This window comes from Chryseobacterium sp. PCH239 (assembly GCF_018924625.1).
Lineage (GTDB): Bacteria > Bacteroidota > Bacteroidia > Flavobacteriales > Weeksellaceae > Chryseobacterium > Chryseobacterium cucumeris.
Genome location: NZ_CP073027.1, coordinates 2,951,906 through 2,974,824 on the forward strand (window position 1 = coordinate 2,951,906; position 22,919 = coordinate 2,974,824).

General features: G+C 38.1%; 14 protein-coding genes and 1 pseudogene. 5 read left to right on the forward strand and 10 right to left on the reverse strand.

The features are described from left to right. The first annotated feature begins 11 nt into the window (after positions 1-11). The 5 genes from KBP46_RS13700 (at position 12) to KBP46_RS13720 (ending at position 6,290) form a co-directional block, all read left to right on the forward strand. Positions 12-1,391: a hypothetical protein gene (locus KBP46_RS13700; RefSeq protein WP_216443484.1), complete on the forward strand. Its 1,380-nt coding sequence runs from the start codon at positions 12-14 to the stop codon at positions 1,389-1,391. After that, entirely contained in the window at positions 1,388-2,239 is an 852-nt protein-coding gene (locus tag KBP46_RS13705; RefSeq protein WP_216443485.1) for a hypothetical protein, read from the forward strand. The genes KBP46_RS13700 and KBP46_RS13705 overlap by 4 nt, the downstream gene beginning before the upstream one ends. Before the next feature lie 14 nt (positions 2,240-2,253). Next, positions 2,254-3,033: a glycosyltransferase family 2 protein gene (locus KBP46_RS13710; protein ID WP_216443486.1), complete on the forward strand. Its 780-nt coding sequence runs from the start codon at positions 2,254-2,256 to the stop codon at positions 3,031-3,033. A 119-nt stretch (positions 3,034-3,152) separates the two neighbouring features. Next, the gene (locus KBP46_RS13715) at positions 3,153-3,515 is read left to right on the forward strand and encodes a hypothetical protein (protein WP_183037425.1); all 363 of its coding nucleotides are present in this window, start codon (positions 3,153-3,155) and stop codon (positions 3,513-3,515) included. A gap of 69 nt (positions 3,516-3,584) precedes the next feature. Continuing rightward, complete coding sequence (locus KBP46_RS13720) at positions 3,585-6,290, forward strand: TonB-dependent receptor (protein WP_216443487.1); 2,706 nt, start codon at positions 3,585-3,587, stop codon at positions 6,288-6,290. Between the two features lie 162 nt (positions 6,291-6,452). On the opposite strand, the gene KBP46_RS13725 is transcribed toward KBP46_RS13720, so the two are convergent. From KBP46_RS13725 to KBP46_RS13770, 10 genes and pseudogenes are all read right to left on the reverse strand, one after another. Next, on the reverse strand, positions 6,453-6,950 hold the full coding sequence (locus KBP46_RS13725) for a phosphoheptose isomerase (protein WP_062673259.1): 498 nt from the start codon (positions 6,948-6,950) through the stop codon (positions 6,453-6,455). 24 nt (positions 6,951-6,974) lie between these two features. Next, entirely contained in the window at positions 6,975-9,257 is a 2,283-nt protein-coding gene (locus KBP46_RS13730) for a GH92 family glycosyl hydrolase (RefSeq protein ID WP_216443488.1), read from the reverse strand. 21 nt (positions 9,258-9,278) lie between these two features. Next, positions 9,279-10,139, reverse strand: a complete 861-nt coding sequence (locus tag KBP46_RS13735; protein WP_216443489.1) for an ROK family protein — start codon at positions 10,137-10,139, stop codon at positions 9,279-9,281. Between the two features lie 132 nt (positions 10,140-10,271). After that, entirely contained in the window at positions 10,272-12,680 is a 2,409-nt protein-coding gene (locus KBP46_RS13740) for an endo-beta-N-acetylglucosaminidase H (RefSeq protein ID WP_216443490.1), read from the reverse strand. A gap of 58 nt (positions 12,681-12,738) precedes the next feature. Further along, positions 12,739-14,889: an endo-beta-N-acetylglucosaminidase H gene (locus KBP46_RS13745; RefSeq protein ID WP_216443491.1), complete on the reverse strand. Its 2,151-nt coding sequence runs from the start codon at positions 14,887-14,889 to the stop codon at positions 12,739-12,741. A gap of 109 nt (positions 14,890-14,998) precedes the next feature. Continuing rightward, positions 14,999-16,425 (reverse strand): annotated as a pseudogene (locus tag KBP46_RS13750) (glycoside hydrolase family 125 protein). Between the two features lie 31 nt (positions 16,426-16,456). Beyond that, positions 16,457-18,688, reverse strand: a complete 2,232-nt coding sequence (locus tag KBP46_RS13755) for a GH92 family glycosyl hydrolase (protein WP_216443492.1) — start codon at positions 18,686-18,688, stop codon at positions 16,457-16,459. A 127-nt stretch (positions 18,689-18,815) separates the two neighbouring features. Further along, positions 18,816-19,787 (reverse strand): glycoside hydrolase family 130 protein, encoded by a 972-nt coding sequence (locus KBP46_RS13760; protein ID WP_047376309.1) that lies wholly within the window; start codon positions 19,785-19,787, stop codon positions 18,816-18,818. Positions 19,788-19,817: 30 nt separating this feature from the next. Further along, positions 19,818-21,119, reverse strand: a complete 1,302-nt coding sequence (locus KBP46_RS13765; protein ID WP_216443493.1) for an MFS transporter — start codon at positions 21,117-21,119, stop codon at positions 19,818-19,820. Between the two features lie 172 nt (positions 21,120-21,291). Continuing rightward, positions 21,292-22,917: a SusD/RagB family nutrient-binding outer membrane lipoprotein gene (locus KBP46_RS13770; RefSeq protein ID WP_216443494.1), complete on the reverse strand. Its 1,626-nt coding sequence runs from the start codon at positions 22,915-22,917 to the stop codon at positions 21,292-21,294. Between the last annotated feature and the right edge of the window lie 2 nt (positions 22,918-22,919).

Consider the following 22,919-nt stretch of genomic DNA (forward strand, 5'->3'; position numbering starts at 1 on the left):
TAAAAGAAAACATGATTTTTCTCTCTGCCCAACCTGATGACATCTATTTTATCTGGCAACTAGAACTTTTAATAAGAAACCTTAATGAGCTGGGAGTAGCTAATAATAATATTCATCTTATTATTGGCTATCACCCTATTGTTGGACTTAAGAAAGAATTTCAGCAATTCATAGAAAAATATCATGATCAGGCTCATTTTTTCATCTATCCGGATACCCGCTCTGAGCAAAAATATACTTCTTCAATACGTCCCCATTTACTTTCCAAACATTGGAAAGCCTTTCCTTACTTAAATGACCAAGTTATTTTTTACCATGATTCGGATATTCTTTTTGGTAGAATTCCTCTTATTGATTCTGTAGCAGCAAACCAGATCAACTACGTTTCTGACACAAGATCTTATCTGGACTCCCATTATATTATTAATTTCTCTACTATAGCAATTCTAGAAAAAATGTGTGCCATAGTAGGAATTTCTAAAGAGGTTGTTCTAAAAAATGATATTAATGCAGGAGGAGCTCAATACATCCTAAAAAAGATTCCCTCAAAGTTTTGGAACAAAGTATATTCCGATTCTGAAGCTATCTTCTCTTTGTTGGAAGACTTTAACAATACCGAACAACAAAAGGTTTTAAATGATCCTTATTATACTCCAAAGAAAATACAATCCTGGTGTACTGATATGTGGGCAGTATTATGGAATTTATGGGTTTTAGAGAAGGAGGTCAAAATACATTCAGAACTTGATTTTTGTTGGCCTACAGATCCAATTGAATTATATCAGAAGAAAGCTATATTACATTATTCAGGTAGCCAAACTGAAAAAGATCAATATTTTTATAAAAGAGATTATTTCCATCATGCTCCATGGTATGATGATCATTTAACCACAATTCCCAGTAATAATTGCAGTTATCCCATTGTGCAGCACATACAAAATATAAAATCAGATTTAGACTATGAAAGAATTAAACTAATCGATTGGGTATTTATCATTGAGAATAATACCCATCAATTAAAAGCATTTCCAGATATAATCAAAAAATATTTACTCAAATATTTTGATACAGAGATTATTAAAGGTATTTCTACTTATGATCATAAAAAGAGAGTGATTAGAGTTCCGGATCACATACTTATACCTATTCATAGTGTTATGAAAATAATAAATACTTCATACTCTATTTATCAGTTTTCCCATTACTATCAAGTGGATCAGCTTTTTAGTACCGTTTTTACTAAAGTTTTAGATAGTGAATTACTGGTTCAGAATGCAGGAAAATTTTCTATATCCAATCAGCTTTCCATTATTTATAAAGCTCAACCTGCTGGTGATCTCACTGCTGATCAGGTTTTCCAATTAAATGACCCTATATTTTCACTTGTATGAATTCAGGATTCACAAATAATGGATTATCAATAAAGGCCTTAAGGATATTTCTAAGTAATGAAATGTCCCGATTTACAGAGGGTGAAGAAATTCTTACTATTATTGCTGAAAAAGTTATATCAGAGACGGATAATTATGGTTTTGAAGAGGGTATTACAGGCTTTGGATGGCTGATTGCCTATTTACATTATTGTCATTATATCACTATTAATAGTGATGAGATACTTGAAGATGTTGATGACCAGGTATACAAGTATACTATTTATACTATTTCCAATCAAAAAGAAGATATACATACCTTACTAGGCCTTGTCGACTATTTTACAATCCGACATCTCAATAAAAACCCTCAAGAGATTTTGTATCGGAAATTAATACATTATGAATGTATTAATCTGATTTTTGATCTTTTTAAAGTATACCTGGAAAAATGTTTGAATAAGAAAAAACTTACCTTACAGGAACTTACAAATTGTTGTAGAATTCTCCTAAAATTTAGTTTTTGTTTACAACATATAAAGCAACACCAATGGAATAATATTCTTATAAAATACCTGGTATATTTAATCTCCTTCATTAAAGAGAAATATAATAAAAAAACAATTCCTTATGAAGAACTCTACATCCTCTTATTGATTACTAAACAAGGAGGCTATACTCTAGCTGAGAATATAATTATAGAAATGATTTTGCTAAATCACCCTGATAATACCAATCACTTTATATTAAATCTTATAAAGAATACTTATCAAAAACCAGAAAATCTGAGTGATAATGAACTCTTATTTACTTTAACAAATTATAACTTCCTACAGCTTACATCTTCTGAACAAATTCCTCACGTTTAAAAAATTAAGAAACTATGCATGATATATTGGTTCAACATAAAATTATTATCCTTATTCCTTACAGAAATCCAGGGGATTATATCGTAGATTGTGTAAATTCTATTCTGATACAAAAATATGCTAATTATGAAGTTTATTTATTAGATGATGCTTCTGACGATAATTCGTATGAACAAATTGAAGAATTCACAAAAAACGTGTCAAATTTTCACTATTTAAAGAATGAAAAAAGGATTGGGGCTTTGGCTAATCTGCACAAATGGCTAATAAAGCTTTCTGCCCATAAGAACGATATTATTGCTATAGTAGATGGTGATGATCAACTATTTGGAGAATATTCTTTACAGATTGTAAATTATACATATAATCATTACAACTCTTTACTTACATACGGACAGTTTATTGATTCATATGGAAATATTTCGGGTATTTCTTCTTATACTCAGGAAGAGTTTAGTAAATTAAGAAAATCTTCATGGAAAGCAACACACCTTAAAACCTTTAAATATAGCTTATTCAAAAACTTTCTGCAAAAAGATCCCACATGTGATAGTTTTAGAAACAATGATGGAAACTTCTATCTCTCAACATACGATATGGCTCTTATGTTTCCATTGATGGAAATTGCCGGATATAAGAAATGTGCCTTTATTCCGAATATTCTGTATTGCTACCGTCTACACCCTCATAATGATCACGCTACAACAGAAGGAAGAATGCTTCAAATAGAGGCAGAACAACATATCCGCTCAAGACTTTCTATCATAAAAAAATTTTCAAAGGACAATAAATAAAGATGAGTTTAATCAAACATTATATATTTGCAATTAAGCTCACTCCCACAGGAAGTCTTTTCACAGCTGTTCTCTAAAAGTTGGTGATCCTTTGCCATAAATTTTGTATTTTTGCAGAGATGAAGCTGTTTCACATACTTACCATAGTGTTTTGCCTGGGAGTCTTTCTGATTCCCAAGGATAATTTCTATGCGCAAGAGGCACAGGAAACATGCTGTAAAGCAGAGTCTTCAAAAAAAATGGATTGCTGTAAAAATCATTCTTCAAAAAAAGACAGCAACCATGATAAAACAAAATCATGTAAAGATGACTGCTGCTCATCATGCATTGCCTGCTATACTTTTATTGAAACCCCTTTTTCAAAAAATCTACGTCTGGAACTGTCTTATTATAAATCGAATAAGAATCCTCAGTTTCAGTATGCTGATCCTTATCTTTCAGACCGTTTAAAGGAAATCTGGCAACCGCCCAAGATAGGTTAATTAAAATATCCAGGGTTCATTATGTCTTATAGTGAACTGTTTTTTAATTAATTTAAACTTTTAAACAAAATGAAATTATATATTTCCAGGTTGATACTTGGTGGATTATTCCTATTTACACAATTTATAGCTGCTCAAACACTTTCAAAAAATCAGTTCAAGGTAAAAGGGAACTGTGAAATGTGCAAAACAAGAATTGAAAGTGCCGCTAAAAAAGCTGGCGCAAAAACAGCAGTATACTCTATTGATCTTCAAACCTTAACCTTTGAAACAGACAAAGCATCCGCCGATGATATTCTGAAAAAAGTAGCAGAAGCAGGTCATGATAACGAAAAATTCAAAGCTCCTGACACAACCTATGAAGGACTTCCGGGATGTTGTCATTACGACAGAGATGCAAAGCCTTCACAGGCAGAAACCAATCATGAGCATCATGCAGAGGCTACTATTTCCACTAAAAAAGAGAATGAATTCTATGTAAGAGGAAACTGTGCTTCTTGTAAAGCCAGAATTGAAAAAGCATCAAAAGATGCCGGAGCCAATAGTGCGGAATGGAATGCGGAGAAACAAATGGTTACTTTGAATTTTGATCCTTCAAAAACCTCATCAGAAAAGATTTTAAAGGCTATTGCTGATGCAGGTCATGATAATGAAAAATACAAAGCTTCTGATGCTGTTTACAACGGACTTCCGGGATGCTGCCTGTATGACAGAGAGTTTACTTTTGGGCAGCCTAATCCAAAGGTTCATTACGAAGAAGCAACAAAGCATGAAGATCATAAAGACAATGAGGCTTCATCAGCTAAAGAGGATCATTCTCAACATGAAAAAAGTATTGATGGAGTTGTTGTAACGGGTTCCAAGGCAGCAACAGCTTTAAGTAAAAAAGAAGCCGGACTTGTTTTTAATATTGATAAAAAAGAACTTTTAAAGGCTGCTTGTTGTAATTTATCTGAAAGTTTCGAAACCAATGCAACGGTAGATGTTTCTTTCAGCAATGCAGTTACGGGAACAAAACAGCTGAAAATGCTTGGACTGGATCAGAAATATACCAGCTTAACGAAGGAACAACTCCCTGAAATCAGAGGATTGGCTTCTGCTTATGGATTAAATTTTATCCCGGGAAGATGGATCGAAAGTATTCAGCTTACCAAAGGAGGAAGTACGGTAACCAACGGCTACGAAAGTATCACGGGTCAAATCAATACTGAACTTTTAAAGAATGCCAAGACGCCTGAAACGTCACTGAACCTTTTTTCTGACTTTAATGGAAGAGCGGAAATCAATATCACCAATGTTTCTCCTATCAATGATAAATGGTCGCAAACTTTCCTTCTTCACGGAAACGGAACGTTTGGAAATACGGATATGAACCATGATGGTTTTCTGGATAGACCGAAAGGAACACAGATTAATGCAGCATATTTGCTGAACTATAACGATCTTGAAAAGTCGGGGTTCGGGTCTCATTTTGGAATTAATTTTATCAGAGATGAAAGAACGGCAGGACAGATTGGTTTTGATAAAAAACTGGGTCAGGACAAACAGCCTTTTTATGGGGTTGGAATCGATATTTCAAGATTCCAGGTCTGGAATAAAACTGGGTATGTTTTTAAAGGAAAACCTTACCAGAGTATCGGATGGATGAACCAGTATGTTTACCATCAGCAGGACAGCTTTTTTGGACTGAGAAATTATGCGGGACAGCAGCATACATACTATTCCAATTTAATTTTTGAAAGCATCATCGGAAATACCAACCACAAGTACAAGGCTGGTGCAAGTTTCTTATATGATGGTTATAAAGAAACGTATTTGCTGGATGATATGAGAAGAAATGAAATTGTACCGGGCATTTTTGCTGAATATACTTTAACTGGTTTAAAATATACTTTAGTAGCAGGTTCAAGAGTTGATTTCCACAACCTGGCAGGAACACAGTTTACGCCAAGATTGAACTTTAAATATGACTTCACACCTCAGACAATTTTAAGACTTTCTGCGGGAAGAGGTTTCAGAACAGCAAATGTATTTGCGGAAAGCCAGCAGTATTTTGCATCAAACAGAGCGATTAATATTCTACCTAATGGAGGAAATATTTATGGATTAAGACCTGAAATCGCATGGAATTATGGAGCCAGTTTACAACAGGAATTTAAGTTATTCGGAAGAAAATCAAGCATTATTGCTGACTTCTTCAGAACAGATTTCCAGGATCAGGTATTGGTAGATCTGGACAGATCTCCTCAACAGCTGACATTCTATAATCTGGATGGTAAATCTTTTGCCAATTCATTCCAGACTCAATGGGATTTCATGCCTGTAAAAAATCTTGAAGTAAGATTGGCATATAAATATTATGATGTGCAGGCTGATTATATCGGTGGAAGAAGAGAAGTTCCATTTATGGCAAAGCACAGAGGATTCGTGAATCTGGCCTATTCGACCAATAAAAGTGATAAAGGAGGATTCTGGAGTTTTGATACGACTTTAAACTGGGTCGGAAAGCAAAGACTTCCTGATACTTCAACGAATCCGGCAGAATTTCAGCTCCCAACTTATTCGGAATCATATGCAGTTCTTAATGCTCAGATCTCAAGAAATTTCAATAAAAAGATCAGAGCTTATGTAGGAGGAGAAAACCTGACTTCTTATTATCAGAAAAATGCGATTGTAGATTTTAAAAATCCTTTCGGAAGCTATTTTGACGGAGGAATGGTATATGCTCCGATTATGAAGGCCAACTTCTATTTGGGACTGGATGTGACGTTTTAAAAGCAGGAAGTTGGAGGAATGAAGCTGGAGTACTGCTAGTAAAATTCACCGGTAATAACGAAGTAAATCCAACAGCTTTAAAAACCTCCAGTAACTCCCCTCTTACAGCCTCAGGCTTCCTTTCAATAAAAAATCCGCTTCAATGAAGCGGATTCTTTTTATTTATCTTCCAAAGTCATCCTGTACTCTTACGATATCATCTTCATCTGAAGGATTGGAAGCATCGGTATGCTGCCAGATTTCGGCAACGATTCCCCAGCCTGCAAGACCAATTAATCTGTGTCTTTCCCCCTGCTGAAGTTTCACCTGATCTTTCGGACCATATTCTTTCAATTCTCCCTCTTCATCGGTATTGCTTCTTTTGATGCCTACAGTTCCTTCTACTACCTGCCAGATTTCGGCTCTTCTGTGGTGATACTGCCAGCTTAATCTTGCTTCCGGAGCCACGATAAGAATTTTAGGGCTTAGCTTCCCTCCTATTCTCAGGCTGTCTACATCAATCCCGTCAAAATACTGGTTGGCAAAATCTTGTGCCTGTGTTTCATCAATCACAAAAAATCCTCCCCATGGTCTTGTATCATCTTTTGCAGCAATAGTAAAACCTTGTGTCTGCAGCATATTCTCTACTCTCTCGAATATTTCTTTTTTTTCTGTACTCATGCAGCTATATTTTTAATTTAAAAATTATTTATTTGATTCTTCTTTTGACATTGAATATGGGAAATCTTTTTCCTGTGTACCTCTTTCTTTATTAGGTTTGCTATCCATTTTAAAGTCTAACACGGCACCTTTCATCAATTCCTTGTGGCTTAGCCAGTTTTTGGAATAAAGCTGTTGGTTTACATTCAAAGATTTTACATATAAATTTTCCGCATTGTTTTCAGGAGCTTTTATTTCAATTTTCTTACCATTTTCAAGGTGAATGGTGGCTTCTTTAAATAATGGTGCTCCCAATACGTATTGATCTGTCGCCGGTGTTACCGGATAAAAACCTAGAGCTGAGAAAATATACCACGCAGAAGTCTGTCCATTATCTTCATCACCACAATATCCGTCCGGAGTTGCATGATACAATTTATTCATCACCTGTCTTGCCCAATATTGAGTTTTGTAAGGTGCTCCTGCATAATTATATAGATAGATCATGTGCTGAATAGGCTGGTTTCCGTGAGCGTACTGTCCCATGTTCATGATCTGCATTTCTCTGATCTCGTGGATCACGCCTCCATAATAACTGTCATCAAAAACAGGAGGCAGAGAAAAGACTTCATCCAATTTGGCTTCAAACTTCTTCTTTCCACCCATCAGTTCTGCCAGACCGTCGATATCCTGGAAAACGGACCATGTGTAATGCCAGCTGTTTCCTTCTGTGAAAGCATCTCCCCATTTGAAAGGATTGAAAGGTTTCTGGAAGTTACCATCTTTATTTTTACCACGCATAAGGCCCGTCTCCTTGTCGAATACATTTTTGTAATTGTAAGCTCTTTTCTTATAAATATCAATTTCTGAAGCAGGTTTACCTAGTGCTTTTCCTAATTGATAGATTGAAAAATCATCATAAGCATACTCCAATGTTCTTGCTGCATTTTCATTGATCTTTACATCGTAAGGAACATACCCCAGTTCATTATAATACTTTACTCCTGCGCGGCCTACAGCTTCTATAGGACCTTCATTGTTTGCTCCGTGTTTTACAGCCTGCCACAGCGCTTCTGTGTCATATCCGCGAAGTCCTTTGATGTAAGCATCTGCTACTACGGATGCGGAATTGTTTCCAATCATAATATCAGAATATCCCGGACTGCTCCACTCTGGTAAGAAACCTCCTTCTTTGTAAGCATTGGCCAGTCCCTCCTGCATTTCCACATTAATGCTTGGATACACCAGATTCAGGAAAGGATATAGAGCACGGAAAGTATCCCAAAAACCGGTTCCTGCAAACATTCTTCCGTCTACAATTTTGCCATTGTATGGACTCCAATGTTTTATTTTATTTTGAGCATCAATCTCATATAACTTTTGCGGGAAGAATAAAGTCCTGTATAAAGAGGAATAAAAGGTTCTCATCTGCTGTTCTGTTCCTCCTTTTACTTCTATTTTTCCTAATGTCTTATTCCAGATATTTTTAGCGTCGGTCTTGACCTGTTCAAAATTTCTGTTTCCGATTTCTCTTTTAAGATTCAGTTCTGCCTGTTCAAAGCTGATGAATGAAGAAGCTACTTTTGCGTAAACCGTTTCTTTATTTTTAAGCTTAAATCCTACCACAGCTCCGGTGTGATCACTGGTAATTTCTAACTGATCATTCACCAGTTTATCATCTTTCCAGGTTTTTGTGAGTTCAAAATCTTTATCAAACTGAATAACAAAGTAGTTTTTAAAGTTTTCGTATTTCCCGGTAGAATATCTTGTAGTATATCCGAGGATTTTTCTTTCTTTTGGTAAAATTTTGATATAAGATCCTTTGTTCAAAGCATCAACCACTACGTAAGCGCTGTCTGTCTTTGGAAAATCAAATTTAAAATAAGAGGCTCTTTCAGTAGGTGTAAATTCTGTTGTGACATTGATATCAGCAAGATAAGCGCTATAGAAATAAGGTGTGGTAACCTCAGCTTTATGGCTGAACCAGCTTGCTCTTTCGTCTTCTTTAAACTTCACTTTTCCAACTCCAGGCATGATGGCAAATGCGCCATAATCGTTCATCCAGGGAGACGGCTGGTGGGTTTGTTTAAATCCTTTTATTTTATCTGCATCGTAGGTATAGGCCCATCCGTCGCCCATTTTACCGGTCTGTGGTGTCCAGATATTCATTCCCCAAGGAAGTCCGACAGCCGGATAGGTATTTCCATTGGATAATGAAGGTTTGGATTGGGTTCCCATCAAAGGATTCACATAGTCTACGGGAGATACATTCTGACCTAAAGCCCAGGCCTGTAATAACAGTAAGCAAGTAGAAAATATAAACTTCATTGTATCTTTTCGTTTGTTAATTTATATACGCTTTTTTAATGCATAGCTGGCAGCTCCAAGAATGGCCGCATCTTCAAATATAGCAGAAATTTTAACCTGCAAGTTAATATTATTCTTGGTTAAGTTCTGAATAAATCTTTGCTCAAAATGAGGATAAGCCTTGGCAATATTTCCTCCTATAACTAAAACCTCCGGTTTGTAATGATCTACATATCTGACAATAAACTCAGAAAAGGAGTCTGCATAATCGTTAAACATTTGAGTCTGTATCTCTGTAGGTTTATCCAGAAGATCTTTCGTTCCTGAGATTTCTTCTCCGGTCAGTTCTTTATAATGATTCACAAACCAGCGTGTCGCCAGATAGTCTTCACTGATGGAATCTCTGAAGGGAGCATCCCATAAATCTTCATCGGCAGCAAATTTTCCATTGAAGAAAGTAGTTCCCAATCCTGTTCCAAGAGTCACTCCAAAAGCACTGCTGAAACCTTGGGCACATCCTCCGAATACTTCTCCTTCCATAAACGCAGCCGCATCATTTACAAAATGAATCTGCTTCTGAGAAATGGCCAGCCTTTTTGCCAGTTCTTCTTTAATATTGACCTGATAGATATCTATAAATTTTCCCTGCCGCATAAGAGATATTCCATTTTCATAATCGAAAGGTCCCGGCATTGCGATACCGATTAAAAGATCTTCTTTTACCAGATCATGAGCCACCTTATTAATGGCTGAAATCCAAGCTTTGAAAATAACTTCTTTGTTTTCGAAAGCATCTACATGTTCTCTTACATAGGTTGCTGAAATGATTTCACGTTTTCCAGCATCTACCTGAGCCAGCGTAATGTGCGACCCTCCGATATCAATTCCTACTATATTCTGCATTATTTTTTATTTTAAATTCAAGGTCCTTCCTGTGACTGAAAAAACAGACAAACAGAAGTACACTTCTGTCTGTCTGCTTTGTATTTCAGACGCTATTTTATTAGTTCCGATAACTATTTCATTATCTGAATTTTACTTCACAATAATTTTACCGGTTGATATTACTTTACTGTTCGCAGATGTAATCTTGTAAATATAAGTACCACTGATTAAATCCTGCGTATTGACTGCGTTATTATTTTGATTAATATTCTGTTTTTTGATCAATTTTCCTGAAGCATCATACAATGCCACTTCACTTGCAGAGTTGTCACTGATAGCAAACTGAAGATCATTTCCTCGTTTCACAGGGTTCGGATAGACTGCGCTGTTGTCTTTCACAGATTCAACATCTTTCACTGCAAGATTAGAAGCACAGGCAACATCTGTTCTCCAGTTGGCATCTGTCATATTGATCAGGGTTGCAAAATGAGTGTTGGCCGTAGCATCCAAAGCTCCCATTCCACTTCCTTCATCCATTTTCCAGTTCGCTTCAAGACCTGTAGAATTGGCAGGAACATTACAGCTGTTACTTAAAATTTCCTGTGGTGTTAATGCCTTTTTCCAAACTCTGAATTCATCAAGAAAGCCGTTGAGTGTACGGGAATTGTCATAGTTTCTTCCCAGATAAAGAATTCCGTTTGCCGTAAAGTTACCCGTTACTGCAAAAGTAGCATCAAGATTACCATTGACATAAATTTTCATGGCTGTTCCATCATAAGTAGCTGCTATATGATACCATGTATTGGTGTTGAATGAAGTATTCGTATTCAATTTCACCTGTGACGAACCAAAACTTAATATAAACTGCAGCTTATTATTCGCAAGGTTTCCGTCTCCGAAACGAAGCATCGCCGAGTTATTATCTCCTACTTCAACGCCCATTACCGATGAGATGTAAGGGAAAGCAGATTTAAATGAGTTTACTTTTACCCAACCTTCAAAGGTCACCGCGTTTCCACTCAGGTTAAATTGTCCTGCGTTAAGATAATGCGTGCTTCCGTTGAAAGCAAGAGATCTTGCACCCGGACTTGTAACCGGAGCGAAACCACTGTTGAATGATCCTTCTCCTGAATAAGTACTTGTAGTTCCTCCGGCACATGAAGCCTGTACTTTCCATACATAACTTGTATTAGGTGTCAGGTTTTGTAATGAGTAAGAATTGGTGGTAATATTTGGAATTTCAGACCACGTTGTTGCTGAAGCCGTTTTATATTGCAGTGTATATGAAGTGGCGTTGCCTGCATCCCATGAAAGTTGGGTAGTATTACCAAGGAAACTTCCGGAAGTCAATCCTGATGGCGTAGTGCAGCCACTTCCGGAGTTAAACCTTGGTGCAAAAATATAAGTACTTGTTAATGTCGGTGAGCAGTTAGACTGGATTCTCCAATCGTAATTGGTATTCAGGGTAAGGTTGCTGATGACAATATTATTTCCTGAATAATTGCTGGCAACGTTCGTCCATACTGTTGAATTAGCTGGTTTATAATCAATATTGTAAGACTGAGAAGCATTGGAAGTCCAGTTCAGTTGAGCTGAAGTTCCTGTCACGTTGGAAACATCAAGTCCCAATGGCGGATCACAAGCCTGTCCCTGTGACCATGAATACAACTGACCGCTTAAGAGTGTATTTTCATTATAAAGAATATTGGATCCTGTACTCAGGTAGCTGGCTACATTGGTTCCCGGCAGATCGTACCACATAAACACGCCGTATTGATCATTCTTTGTACTGTTCGCTAAGCTTGCCAGTGTAGTGGCAGAAGTTGAACTTGGATTCGAGTTCTGTATCCAGGTTGCCGCTGCAGAGATTTTAGATTTATCAAGAGGTGGAACAACAGGCGCATTGTACGTACTGTACATAGCGTTCCAGGTGTAATTGATATAATTTCCTGCTAAATCTCCATTATACGTTTGTCTGGTTGTAGCCGGACCGTAGTAGTAGAATGTAATCAGTTTATCCGGCATTGCAGCTTTAAGCTCCTGTAATAACATAACAAAAGAACTGTTATTAGGCTGTCCTGTTCCGTTATTTCCGTATCCTGCATATTCATCATCAAGGTCTACTCCATCCAGACCGTAGGTGTAAACGGTATGAGCAACCTGCAAGGCGAAATCTTTAGCCGCTTCACGGTTAGGGAAATTGGAAATTCCAGCTCCCTGGTGATTTCCTAAAAGATCCAGTAATACTTTTATTCCTTTTTGCTGTAAAGGTTTTACGTAGGTATTGACATCATTAAGAACTTTGGTAACGTTGTTATTGTTTGAAATGTAAGCACGGTTTTTAGAAACATCATAGTTGATATTGGCTGCAAAAATAATGGCCACATCAAAAAGCTGTCTGTTGGTATTCTGCAGAGTATACGAGCCTGCATTCAGCATATTGTTGTTGTTCACTTCCACATAACAGACTCCCAAAGGATTAAGCTGCTGTGCCTTGAGTGCCGGAGCTGATTGAAGCATCAAGGCCATTAAGGGAATAAAAAAGGATTTTTTTCTCATAGTATATCAATTTTGTAGTAGAAAAAATCATTGGGCCTAAGCCCAATGACGGGGGTTATTATTTTACAATTAGTTTTTCGGATTGTTTCAGGCTTCCATCATGAGATTCAAACTGAACAATGTAGTTTCCTGCCGGAATTCTGCTCAATTCATATTGATTATCTCCTGAGTTCAGTGATTTTGTGTCTACGATTCTTCCGTTAAAATCATAAATTGTCAATTTTCCTTTGCTGTATTCATCAGGAACAGAAACTGTCAGTAATGAAGATTTGCTTGCCGGATTAGGATATAATTTGATTTGATTTTTAATGCTTGTCTCTCCGACATTGACCGCCTTTTGCCCTGCAGTTCTTGCTAATGCTGAACTTCCTGTTGTACATGACAGATCTGTTCCCCAGTTAGAAGAATCAACTCCCGTTAACGTTAAAGTCACACCATTTCCTGAAGTATCCTGAACTGTAGAACCACTTCCTTCGTTAAACTTCCAATACGCAGCCAGTGAAGTTGCTGGAACGGATACATTACACATATTCTGACTGATTTCGGTTTGGCTCAATGCGCGCTTCCAAACTCTTACTTCATCTATTTTACCATTGAAATTTCTGGAAGTATTATATAAATATCCTACGTTGAATGCACCAGTTGAATTCACACTTCCTGTTTGTGCTTTAGTGGCATCCAGAACACCGTTGATATAAATTTTCATATTGGATCCATCGTAAGTAGCTGCTACATGATACCAGGTATTGGCATTCAAAGCAGTAGCAGAAGCCAGTTTTTGCTGTACATTATTAATACTTACCACAAACTGGAGTTTATTATTCGCCAGACTGGCATCTCCTAATCGTAAGAATGCAGAATTGCTGTCGCTTACTTCTGTTCCCATGATAGAAGAAATATATGGTGACGCAGATTTGAATGATGAAGGTTTTATCCATCCTTCAAAAGATAGTGCAGACCCACTTAGATTCATACTTCCGGCCGCTCCTGATTCAGTACTTCCATCCAAAGACAGAGCATAGGATCCTGTAGGAGTTGTTCCTGAAGTGCTTGTAAATCTTGGAGCAAACATATAGGCGCTTTTCACACTGCAGTTGGTTCTGATTCTCCAGTCATATTCAGTATTGGCTGTTAATCCGGAAATGGTTACGGAAGTGGAGCTCGTTGCTGTTACTGCATTCGTCCATGTTGTTGAAGAAGCTGGTTTATAATCAATATCATAAGTATTGGTTCCTACGGCTGACCAGTTTAGTTTTGCGCTTGTTCCTGTAAGATTGCTTGTGTACAATCCGATAGGGGCATCACAATTGGTTCCTTGTGTCCAGGATTGTAAAGTACCGCTTAAAACAGTTGGTTCTCCATATAATGTCTGAGTTCCTGCTGAAAGCTGTGATGTTTCATTCGTTCCATGTAAATCATACCACATGAATACTCCATAACCGCCATTTTTTGTTTGAGTTGCCAGGCTGGTGGTGGTAGAATTGGAAGTATTTCCCATCCATACGGCAGCAGGAGAGATTTGTGCTTTGGTAAGAGGTGGTACATTTGGAGCAGAAAATGTTCCGTACATGGCATTCCAGCTGTAGTTGACATTATCTCCTACTCTGGCTCCGTTCCAGGAAAGTCTTGAAGCAGCAGGGCCGTAGTAATAGAATGAAATAATCTTATTCGGCAATAACGCTCTAAGCTCCTGAACAAGCATTACAAAAGAGCTGTCATTAGGCTGTCCTGTTCCGTTATTTCCGTATTCAGAATATTCATCATCAAAATCAATTCCATCAAGACCGTAGGTATTCACTGTATTGGCAAGCTGCAGAGCAAAGTCTTTTGCGGCTTCACGGGTAGGAAAATTACAGATCCCGGCCCCTTGGTGATTCCCTAAAATAGTCAGTACTACTTTCATTCCCTTTTGCTGAAGTGGCTTTATGTAAGTATCTGCATTAGTAAGAACCTTGGTTACGTTATTATTGGAATACAGATATGCTCTACCACGGCTGGTATCATAATTAATATTGGCCGCAAAAATATTCACCACATTAAACAGGTAGCTGTTCGATGTCTGCAGTTTATACGCTCCCGCATTCAGGAGGTTGTTATTATTCACTTCCACATAGCATATTCCGGTAGGATTAAGCTGTTGTGCGTTAATCAGAGAACCAGACTGAAGCATCATGGCAATCAGTGCGGTAAAGATGGATTTTTTTTTCATTGTATAATTTTTTTAAGGTGTTTTGGTGTCTGAATTTTATATAGCAATCCCCTTATTCCTTCTTTTTCGGGAAGGAATCAATGATAAAAAAGCCATATAAAAGGGTGTGCTATGTCAGTAGCTCTGGGTTTTCGTTAAAGGTTTTCCATAACAATTCTCCAAATAAGGTATTGGCCCATGCAAACCATTCTCTGGTGAACTTTTTAGAGTCGTCTTTATGGAAGGATTCATGCATAAAGCCAGTTCCTCCATGCGTTTTCTGTAAGGTATCTATGCACCATCTGATCTCACTTTTGTCTTTGGTAGTGAGTGCCTTCATTATGATACTCATTGGCCAGATCATGTCAAGTCCGATATGCGGACCTCCTATTCCTTCTGCCAGCTTACCTTTGAAGAAGAACGGGTTGTTTTCTGACCACACAAATTTTCTTGTATTCAAATACACAGGGTCATCAGCTTTCACCGCATCCAGATAAGGCAGTCCCAGCAAGCTTGGACAGTTCGCATCATCCATCAGGTTGTAGCTTCCAAAGCCATTTACTTCAAAAGCATATATTTTTCCAAATTCAGGATGATTGTAAATTCCGTATTTTTTGATGGCTGTTTCTACCTCATCAGCAAGGCTGTTCAATTGTTGAGCCAACGTTTTTTCATTTTTAATCTGAGTAACCATTTCCGCAGCCTGGCGTAAGCTTACCACCGCAAATAAGTTGGAAGGGATCAGGAATCCGTAGATGGTAGCATCATCACTTGGACGGAACATAGAGCTGATCAATCCTACAGGTTTCGTTGGATAACCATATCCCCCATAGGAACTCCGTCTGTTGCCCAAGCCGTTGTACGCTCGAATTTGTAAGGACCCAGATCATTTTTTCTCTGCTGTTCTGTGAAAGTCTGCAGGGTAAGTTTGATTCCTTTCAGCCAGTTCGCATCAAAAGGTTTTGTATCTCCTGTAGTTTTCCAGAAGTGGTAGGCCAAACGGATAGGATAGCAAAGCGAGTCGATTTCCCATTTTCTTTCATGGGTGCCCGGCTTCATATCGGTATGGTCATATTCTTTCCATTTACTGATCTTCTGATCATCGTTATAGAAAGCATTCGCATAAGGATCTTTCAGGATGAAAGTAGTCTGTTTATGGATTACTCCTGAAATCAGCTTATGCAGTTTTTCGTCTTTTTTCGAAAACTGCAGATAAGGGAAAACCTGTGCGGAACTGTCACGAAGCCACATGGCGTCAATATCCCCGGTGATCACATAGGTATCCGGTATTCCTCCGGTTTCCGTATAATAAACAGTAGTATCCAATGTATTCGGGAAGCAGTTTTCAAAAAGCCAGCTCAGCTCTTTGTTTTTCACTTTCTTTTTAAACGCGGCAATAGCACTTTCTACGGATTCGCTGGTAAAATGTCTTTTATCTTTAGGAACACGGACAACAGGAAGATCGTCCAGCACTAAATTTTTAGCAAAAACATTTTGAGTAAACAGCAATCCGGCTCCTGCCAATGCACTTGTTTTAATAAAATTTCTCCTTTCCATTGATATTTTGTTTCGTTTATTTTTATGAGTCTTATTTTACTGGTTTGCTTCCCATTACGAATCTCAATTCACCACCGTTCATGATATCACTGTGATTCAGCTCCCAGCTTTTGTATTCTTTACCGTTCAGGAACATTTTCTGTACATAGATATTCTTGTCGGATATCTTGTCAGCGATCACGGTAAAAGTTTTTCCATTTTCTAATTTTAATGATGCTTTCGGGAATTGTGGTGCACCGATGGCATAAACAGGTTTCCCCGGTGTCACAGGATAGAATCCTAATGATGAGAAGATATACCATGCTGACATCTGGCCGCAGTCTTCATTATTGACAATTCCGTCTGGTTTCGCCGCGTACATATTGTCGCGGATATATTTTACCATTTTCTGAGTCTTGTAAGGACTTCCTGCATAGTTGTACAGGTATGGAACATGATGACCAGGCTCATCCCCGAATCCTAAAGATCCGATGAATCCTGAGATATCAACATGTTGTTCTCCTTCCATATGAAGTGTTTCTGTGAAGGTTTTATCCAGTTTTTCTTCAAATCCTTTTTTCCCTCCGTACAGATTCATCATTTCATCAATCTGATGAGGAACAAAGAAGTCGTACGCCCAGATGTTTCCGGAAACCCAGTGTGGCTGAAGTTTTTTCCAATCGTTAAGAGTAAAATCTGCTAAGAATTTACCGTCTTTTTGTCTTGGCCAGAAGTGATTATTTTCTTTATTGAAGGTATTCAGGAAGTTCATAGAACGTTTTTTATATACTTCCGATTCTTCTTTTTTACCTAATTTTTCTGCAAGCTGCTGAATACACCAGTCATCATATGAATATTCTAATGTTGCAGAAACTGAAGCTCCGTTTTCTGATGGAGTATAGCCTAATTTGATATAATCATTAAGACCGCCACCACCATCGCTGCTGCTCATTTTATCTGTTAAAGAAGCATCTTTCATCGCGGCAAATGCTTTTTCTGCATCAATACCCGGAACTCCTTTTGAAATGGCATCCCAGATTACCGAGGCACTGTGATATCCTAACATACAGAAGTTATCATATCCGCAAAGCTCCCAGATCGGCATGTGATCTTTACGATCTGTATATCTGCTGATCAGGGAATTGGCAAATTCTTTTGTATGTTTTTGATCCATAATAGTCAATAATGGATGTGTTGCTCTGAATCCATCCCAGTAAGAATACGTACTGTAGTTGGTGAACCATTTGGTATTCATGTTTTCCTGAGCGGCCACATAATCTCCATTCACGTCCATGTATAAATTTGGGGCAATGAAGGTATGGTAAACTCCCGTGTAGAAAATTTTTCTCTGGCTCTCTGTACCTCCTGTCACCTGGAATCTTCCTATCAGGTCTCTCCAGGTCTTTTGAGCGGCTTCTTTTGCTTTGGCAAAATCAACATTTGTTGCTTCTGTATCAAAATTTTCCTGTGCATTTTCTGTACTCACCGGAGATAATGATACTTTTACTTCAATGCTTTCCTGATCTTCTGTGGAAAATCTCACAAAAGCTTTAGCATCTTTGGCAAGGGCAATTTTTTCATCATTTTTAATTTTTCCGTCAGCATAAACACCGTAAGACTTAAACGGTTTGGAAAACTCCATCACGAAGTAAGCAAACCGTTTACCTCCCCAGCCGTTGCTGTAACAGTATCCTTTGATTTTATTATTACCTTCCACACTCACCAAAGTATGGTAGATATTTCCGAAGATTTTGTTGGTAGGATCAATAATGATATTAGCTTCACTACTCTTCGGAAAAGTATATTTATGAAATCCTACTCTTGGAGAAGCAGTAAGCTCTGCTTTAATTCCATAGCTGTCCAGCATTACAGAGTAATATCCCGGAGATGCAATTTCTTTATCATGGGTAAATTTTGAACGGTAACCCGTTTCCGGCTTGTCTTCAGATCCTGGAACCATTTTAACCTGTCCTACTGTAGGCATTACCAGAATATCTCCAAGGTCTGCCCATCCCGTTCCGCTCAAATGGTTATGACTGAATCCCATGATCGTTTTGCTGCTGTAGTGGTATCCTGAGCACCAGTCCCAGTCGCCACTTTTTGTATTCTGATCCGGACTCAGCTGTATCATTCCAAATGGCGTGGTTGCCCCAGGAAAAGTATGCCCATGTCCTCCTGTGCCTATGAAAGGATCTACCCAGGATAAAACATCGTTTTTATTTTGCTGGGCACTAGCTACAGAAATCAGGGTGGTAAAAAAGCAGATTAACAGTTCTTTTTTCATGATAAGAGAGGTATCGGAGATTTTTTATTTAAAAGTTGGTTTAAAAATAGGAAAACCATTATAAAATTCCCAGCAAACGGAAAAATTAAGATGATTAACCTATTTTCCTAAACTTTATATTACTGTATTAAATTGAATTCTTTTTCATAAAATCAATGATTTCTGAGATATATCCAAAGGCAATCGCAACTACGGTATCAGCAGCACCATAATATACTGTTACTTTGTCTCCTTCAGTCAATGCTGCACAAGGGAAAACCACATTGGGTACATCTCCTGTCAGTTCATACAATTCAGCCGGAGCCAATAAATAAGGCTTCGTTCTGTACAACACTTTTGTAGGATCTTCAAGATCAAGCAAAGCAGCTCCCATTGAATATCTGAATCCTCTGCAGGTATTGATCACGCCATGATAGAAAAGCAGCCATCCTTCTTCTGTTTTGATAGGAACCGGCCCTCCTCCGATTTTAGTACACTGCCATGCACTGTCTTCGAAAGGCGTTACTTTCATCACGCAACGGTGTTCACCCCAGTATTTCATATCAGGGCTATAGCTGATATAAATATCTCCGAAAGGTGTATGTCCATTATCACTCGGACGGCTCAACATGGCATATTTACCATTGATTTTCTCAGGGAATAAAACACCATTTCTGTTGAATGGAAGAAAGGCATTTTCACACTGAAAAAATTCTTTAAAATCAAAAGTATACCCAATTCCGATGGTAGGTCCATTGTATCCGTTGCACCAGGTGATCCAGTAGCGGTCTTCAATAAAAGTTACACGTGGATCGTATTTGTAATCGGATTCAATCATATCCGTATTTCCTGCCTGCATTTCAATAGGGTCATGATTGATATCCCAATTGATTCCGTCTTTACTGAAACCAGCAAAAATATTCATCTGTACTGCCTTGTTGTCGCAACGGAACACTCCGGCAAATCCGTCCTCAAAGGGAATTACGGCACTATTGAATATACTGTTGGATGTTGGTATAGCGTATCTGTTAATGATCGGGTTTTCGGAAAACCTCCACATGATATCATTACAACCTTCCGGGCGATCCTGCCAAGGGATCATTACTGATTGAGCTGTCATAAAGTATTTTTTACTTTTTATTTTTTATTATTATGAATTGATTTGTTGTTCTTTCTGATTTTCAGGGTAAGGGAAAGGAACGAATACAGTGGCCAAAAATGCAGGAATGGTAGCAATCAGTACCCAGATAAAGAACATTTTGTATCCGATCCAGTCACTGATCATTCCACTGAACATTCCGGGAATCATTACGCCAAGATTCATAATCCCTGTTGCAAATGCGTAATGTGCCGTTTTGTGTTTTCCGGGTGCAATCTGCTGCATCATGTAGAGCATTAGTCCCACAAAACCAAATCCGTAACCGAAATATTCCACTACCACCGCAATTCCTACCGGTAAAAGATCTGCCGGCTGATAATAAGCCAGTAATGCATAGACCACAAATGGAATATTGAATGCACAGCATAGCCATATCAAAGATCTTTTCAATCCGCGGGCTGAGATAAAATACCCTGCCAGTACGGATCCCAGGATGAATGCTGCAGAACCATATGTCCCATAAATAAGCCCGATATCGGAAGTAGATAATCCTAATCCTCCTAATGTTCTTGGAGCTTTAAAAAATAAAGGCGCAATTTTGATCGCAAATCCTTCTGCAAAACGGTACAGAATTATAAAGAGGATACACCATAGAATTTTCTTTTTGGTGAAGAAAGAGGTAATCACTTCCAATAGTTCTTGACGAACATTTCCGGCAGTCTTTCCATCTTTCCGTTCTTCTTTGTTTTCCTTCGGCAGAATGAAATAGTGGTAAATAGCCAGTACAAAAAAGAGTAATGCATAGATCACCATAATGATCATCCAGGCATGGGTTACGCCTTTTGTCTTTTCTAATACCCCGGCAAAATAAACGAGTGCTCCACTGCTGATAATCTTCGCCAGGTTGTAAAAAGCACCTTGCCATCCAATATACTTTGCCTGCTCTTTATTGGTCAAAAACCCAATATACGTTCCGTCTGCTACCACATCATGGGTAGCTCCGCAAAATGCAACTATCGCAAAAAGGGCAATACTGTATTTGAAAAAATCATGCATTGGCAGGCTTAAGGCCACTAATGCAAACAGAATTCCTATCGCAAACTGAGTAAAAACAACGAAGAATTTTTTGGTTTTATAGATCTCCAGAAAAGGGCTCCAAAGAGGTTTTAATGTCCAGGAGAACATGATAAGGGCAGTCCAGAAAGTAATGTGCGAGTCCGAAACCCCCATATCTTTATACATGATTCCTGAAACCGCATTAATGGTTACAAAGGGCACTCCCATTGCAAAATATAATGTTGAAATCCAAAGAATCGGCTGAATCCGACGGGTTCCGGAGTTGTTTTTTCCCATATTTAAAATAAGATTCTAAATAAAAGAGAACATCTCAAAAATACATTCAGGCTAAAAAACGAAACTATAAATTTTTTGGAGATTCTACTCTATTCTCCCGCCTTAATGAATGCATCAAATAAAAATCTGATCTTGAGATGTCTCTTTATTAATGAGTGATTCTGAATATTTTTTATTTCTTATCCCACCAAAGTTTTGTACCTCCGGTGTCAGGCCCATTAAGCATCTGTGCAGCCTGCTGATAGTTATATAATGATGTTTTTGTATCAATAGTGAAAGGAATTCTTCTGATCATTCCTTCTGTACTGATCGCTCCGCCGCTATCATTTTTTCTTACCTTGAAAAGAACCGGATATCCTGTTCTTCTCTGTTCAGCCCATGCTTCCGGTCCGTTTGGATAAAGGGATAGCCATTTTTGGGTAATAATTCTTTCTAATTTTCTTTCGTTGGTATCACCGTTATTCCACGCAATCGTAATGGTACTTAACTGGGGGTTTCCAACAAGTACGTTATTGTCTGCATTTTTCGGATCAATATAAGGTGCTTCAGTAGAAGTATTATCGGCAAGATAAGCAGCAACATTAGCACTTTTCCCCCATTCCCCGAAAGACTGCTGAACTCCGGTTGTATAGTTGGTTTGAATATCTCCTGCTCCTGCATATCCTCTCAAAGCAGCTTCAGCTCTAAGGAACCATGTTTCTGCAGCGGTGAATAATTTCATTTTACCATCGGTACCGGAAAAATAATCTCCGCTGGCAGATTTTGCCTGTGGCTGCGAGAACCCTCCGTACGTTGATTTACCATTTAATAAATCAATACCCTGACGTATTCCTATATATTTTCCCTGTAAGCTTGGATCAGATGCAGGAATAGCATATGCCGGAAGTCTTGGGTCATTGTATCCGTTCATATATGCCATCAAAGGGGCTCCGATTAAACAATCTCCCCATGAGTAAATAATAAAACTCAATTCTGACTGTCCTACACTGATCAACGCATTATCTGCATTGTCAGTAATCAATCCTGCAGGTGAAGCCAATGCTTCTTCTGCATATTGTTTAGATTTTGCAGGATCAGCGTAGCTCATTCTCATGGATAACCTCAGCTTTAGAGAATTGGCAAACTTTGCCCATTGCGCCATATTTCCTCCATATACTAAGTCTGCACTTTTCAGTGAAGTTTTATCTTCAACATTCTGTGTTGCTGGCATCGCAATTACTTTCTGTAAATCTGTAATGGCTGCAGTAAGATCAGCAATAAAATAGTTGTAGGCTTCCTGTTGGGAGTCAAAATCAGTCACTCCGTTAGGATTGGGTTTTTCATATTTGCTGTAAACTACAGGGCCATGACTGTCTGAAACTCTTGCGGCTGTAATGACTTTCAAAATCTTTTTTACAGCAAGTGTTCCGGTAAAATCTACACCTGGATAGTTCCCTTTCGCAGCATTATCAATAATGATAGAATAATTGAAGATATCCTGTTGTCTGGCAATAATTCTGTTATTCCATCCATCCATCATAGAGTACGTAAGATTATTTACTCCTCCGTTAAATGGTGTTGCTGTACTGAACATTCCGCTATACATATCTGCACTAAGGTTTGGATATAACTGATAATCTGCCTGCAAACCTCTCTGAATAGATTTCATAGGGTTTACTATAGCGATAAAATCTGCATAAAAATTTTCAGGCCCTCCTAATTTCTCCTGATTATATTGGTCAAAGTCATTCGTACATCCCGAAGCAGAAAAAAGTACTGCAGCTCCAAACACCAATGTTTTAATAGTATTGATTTTCATTG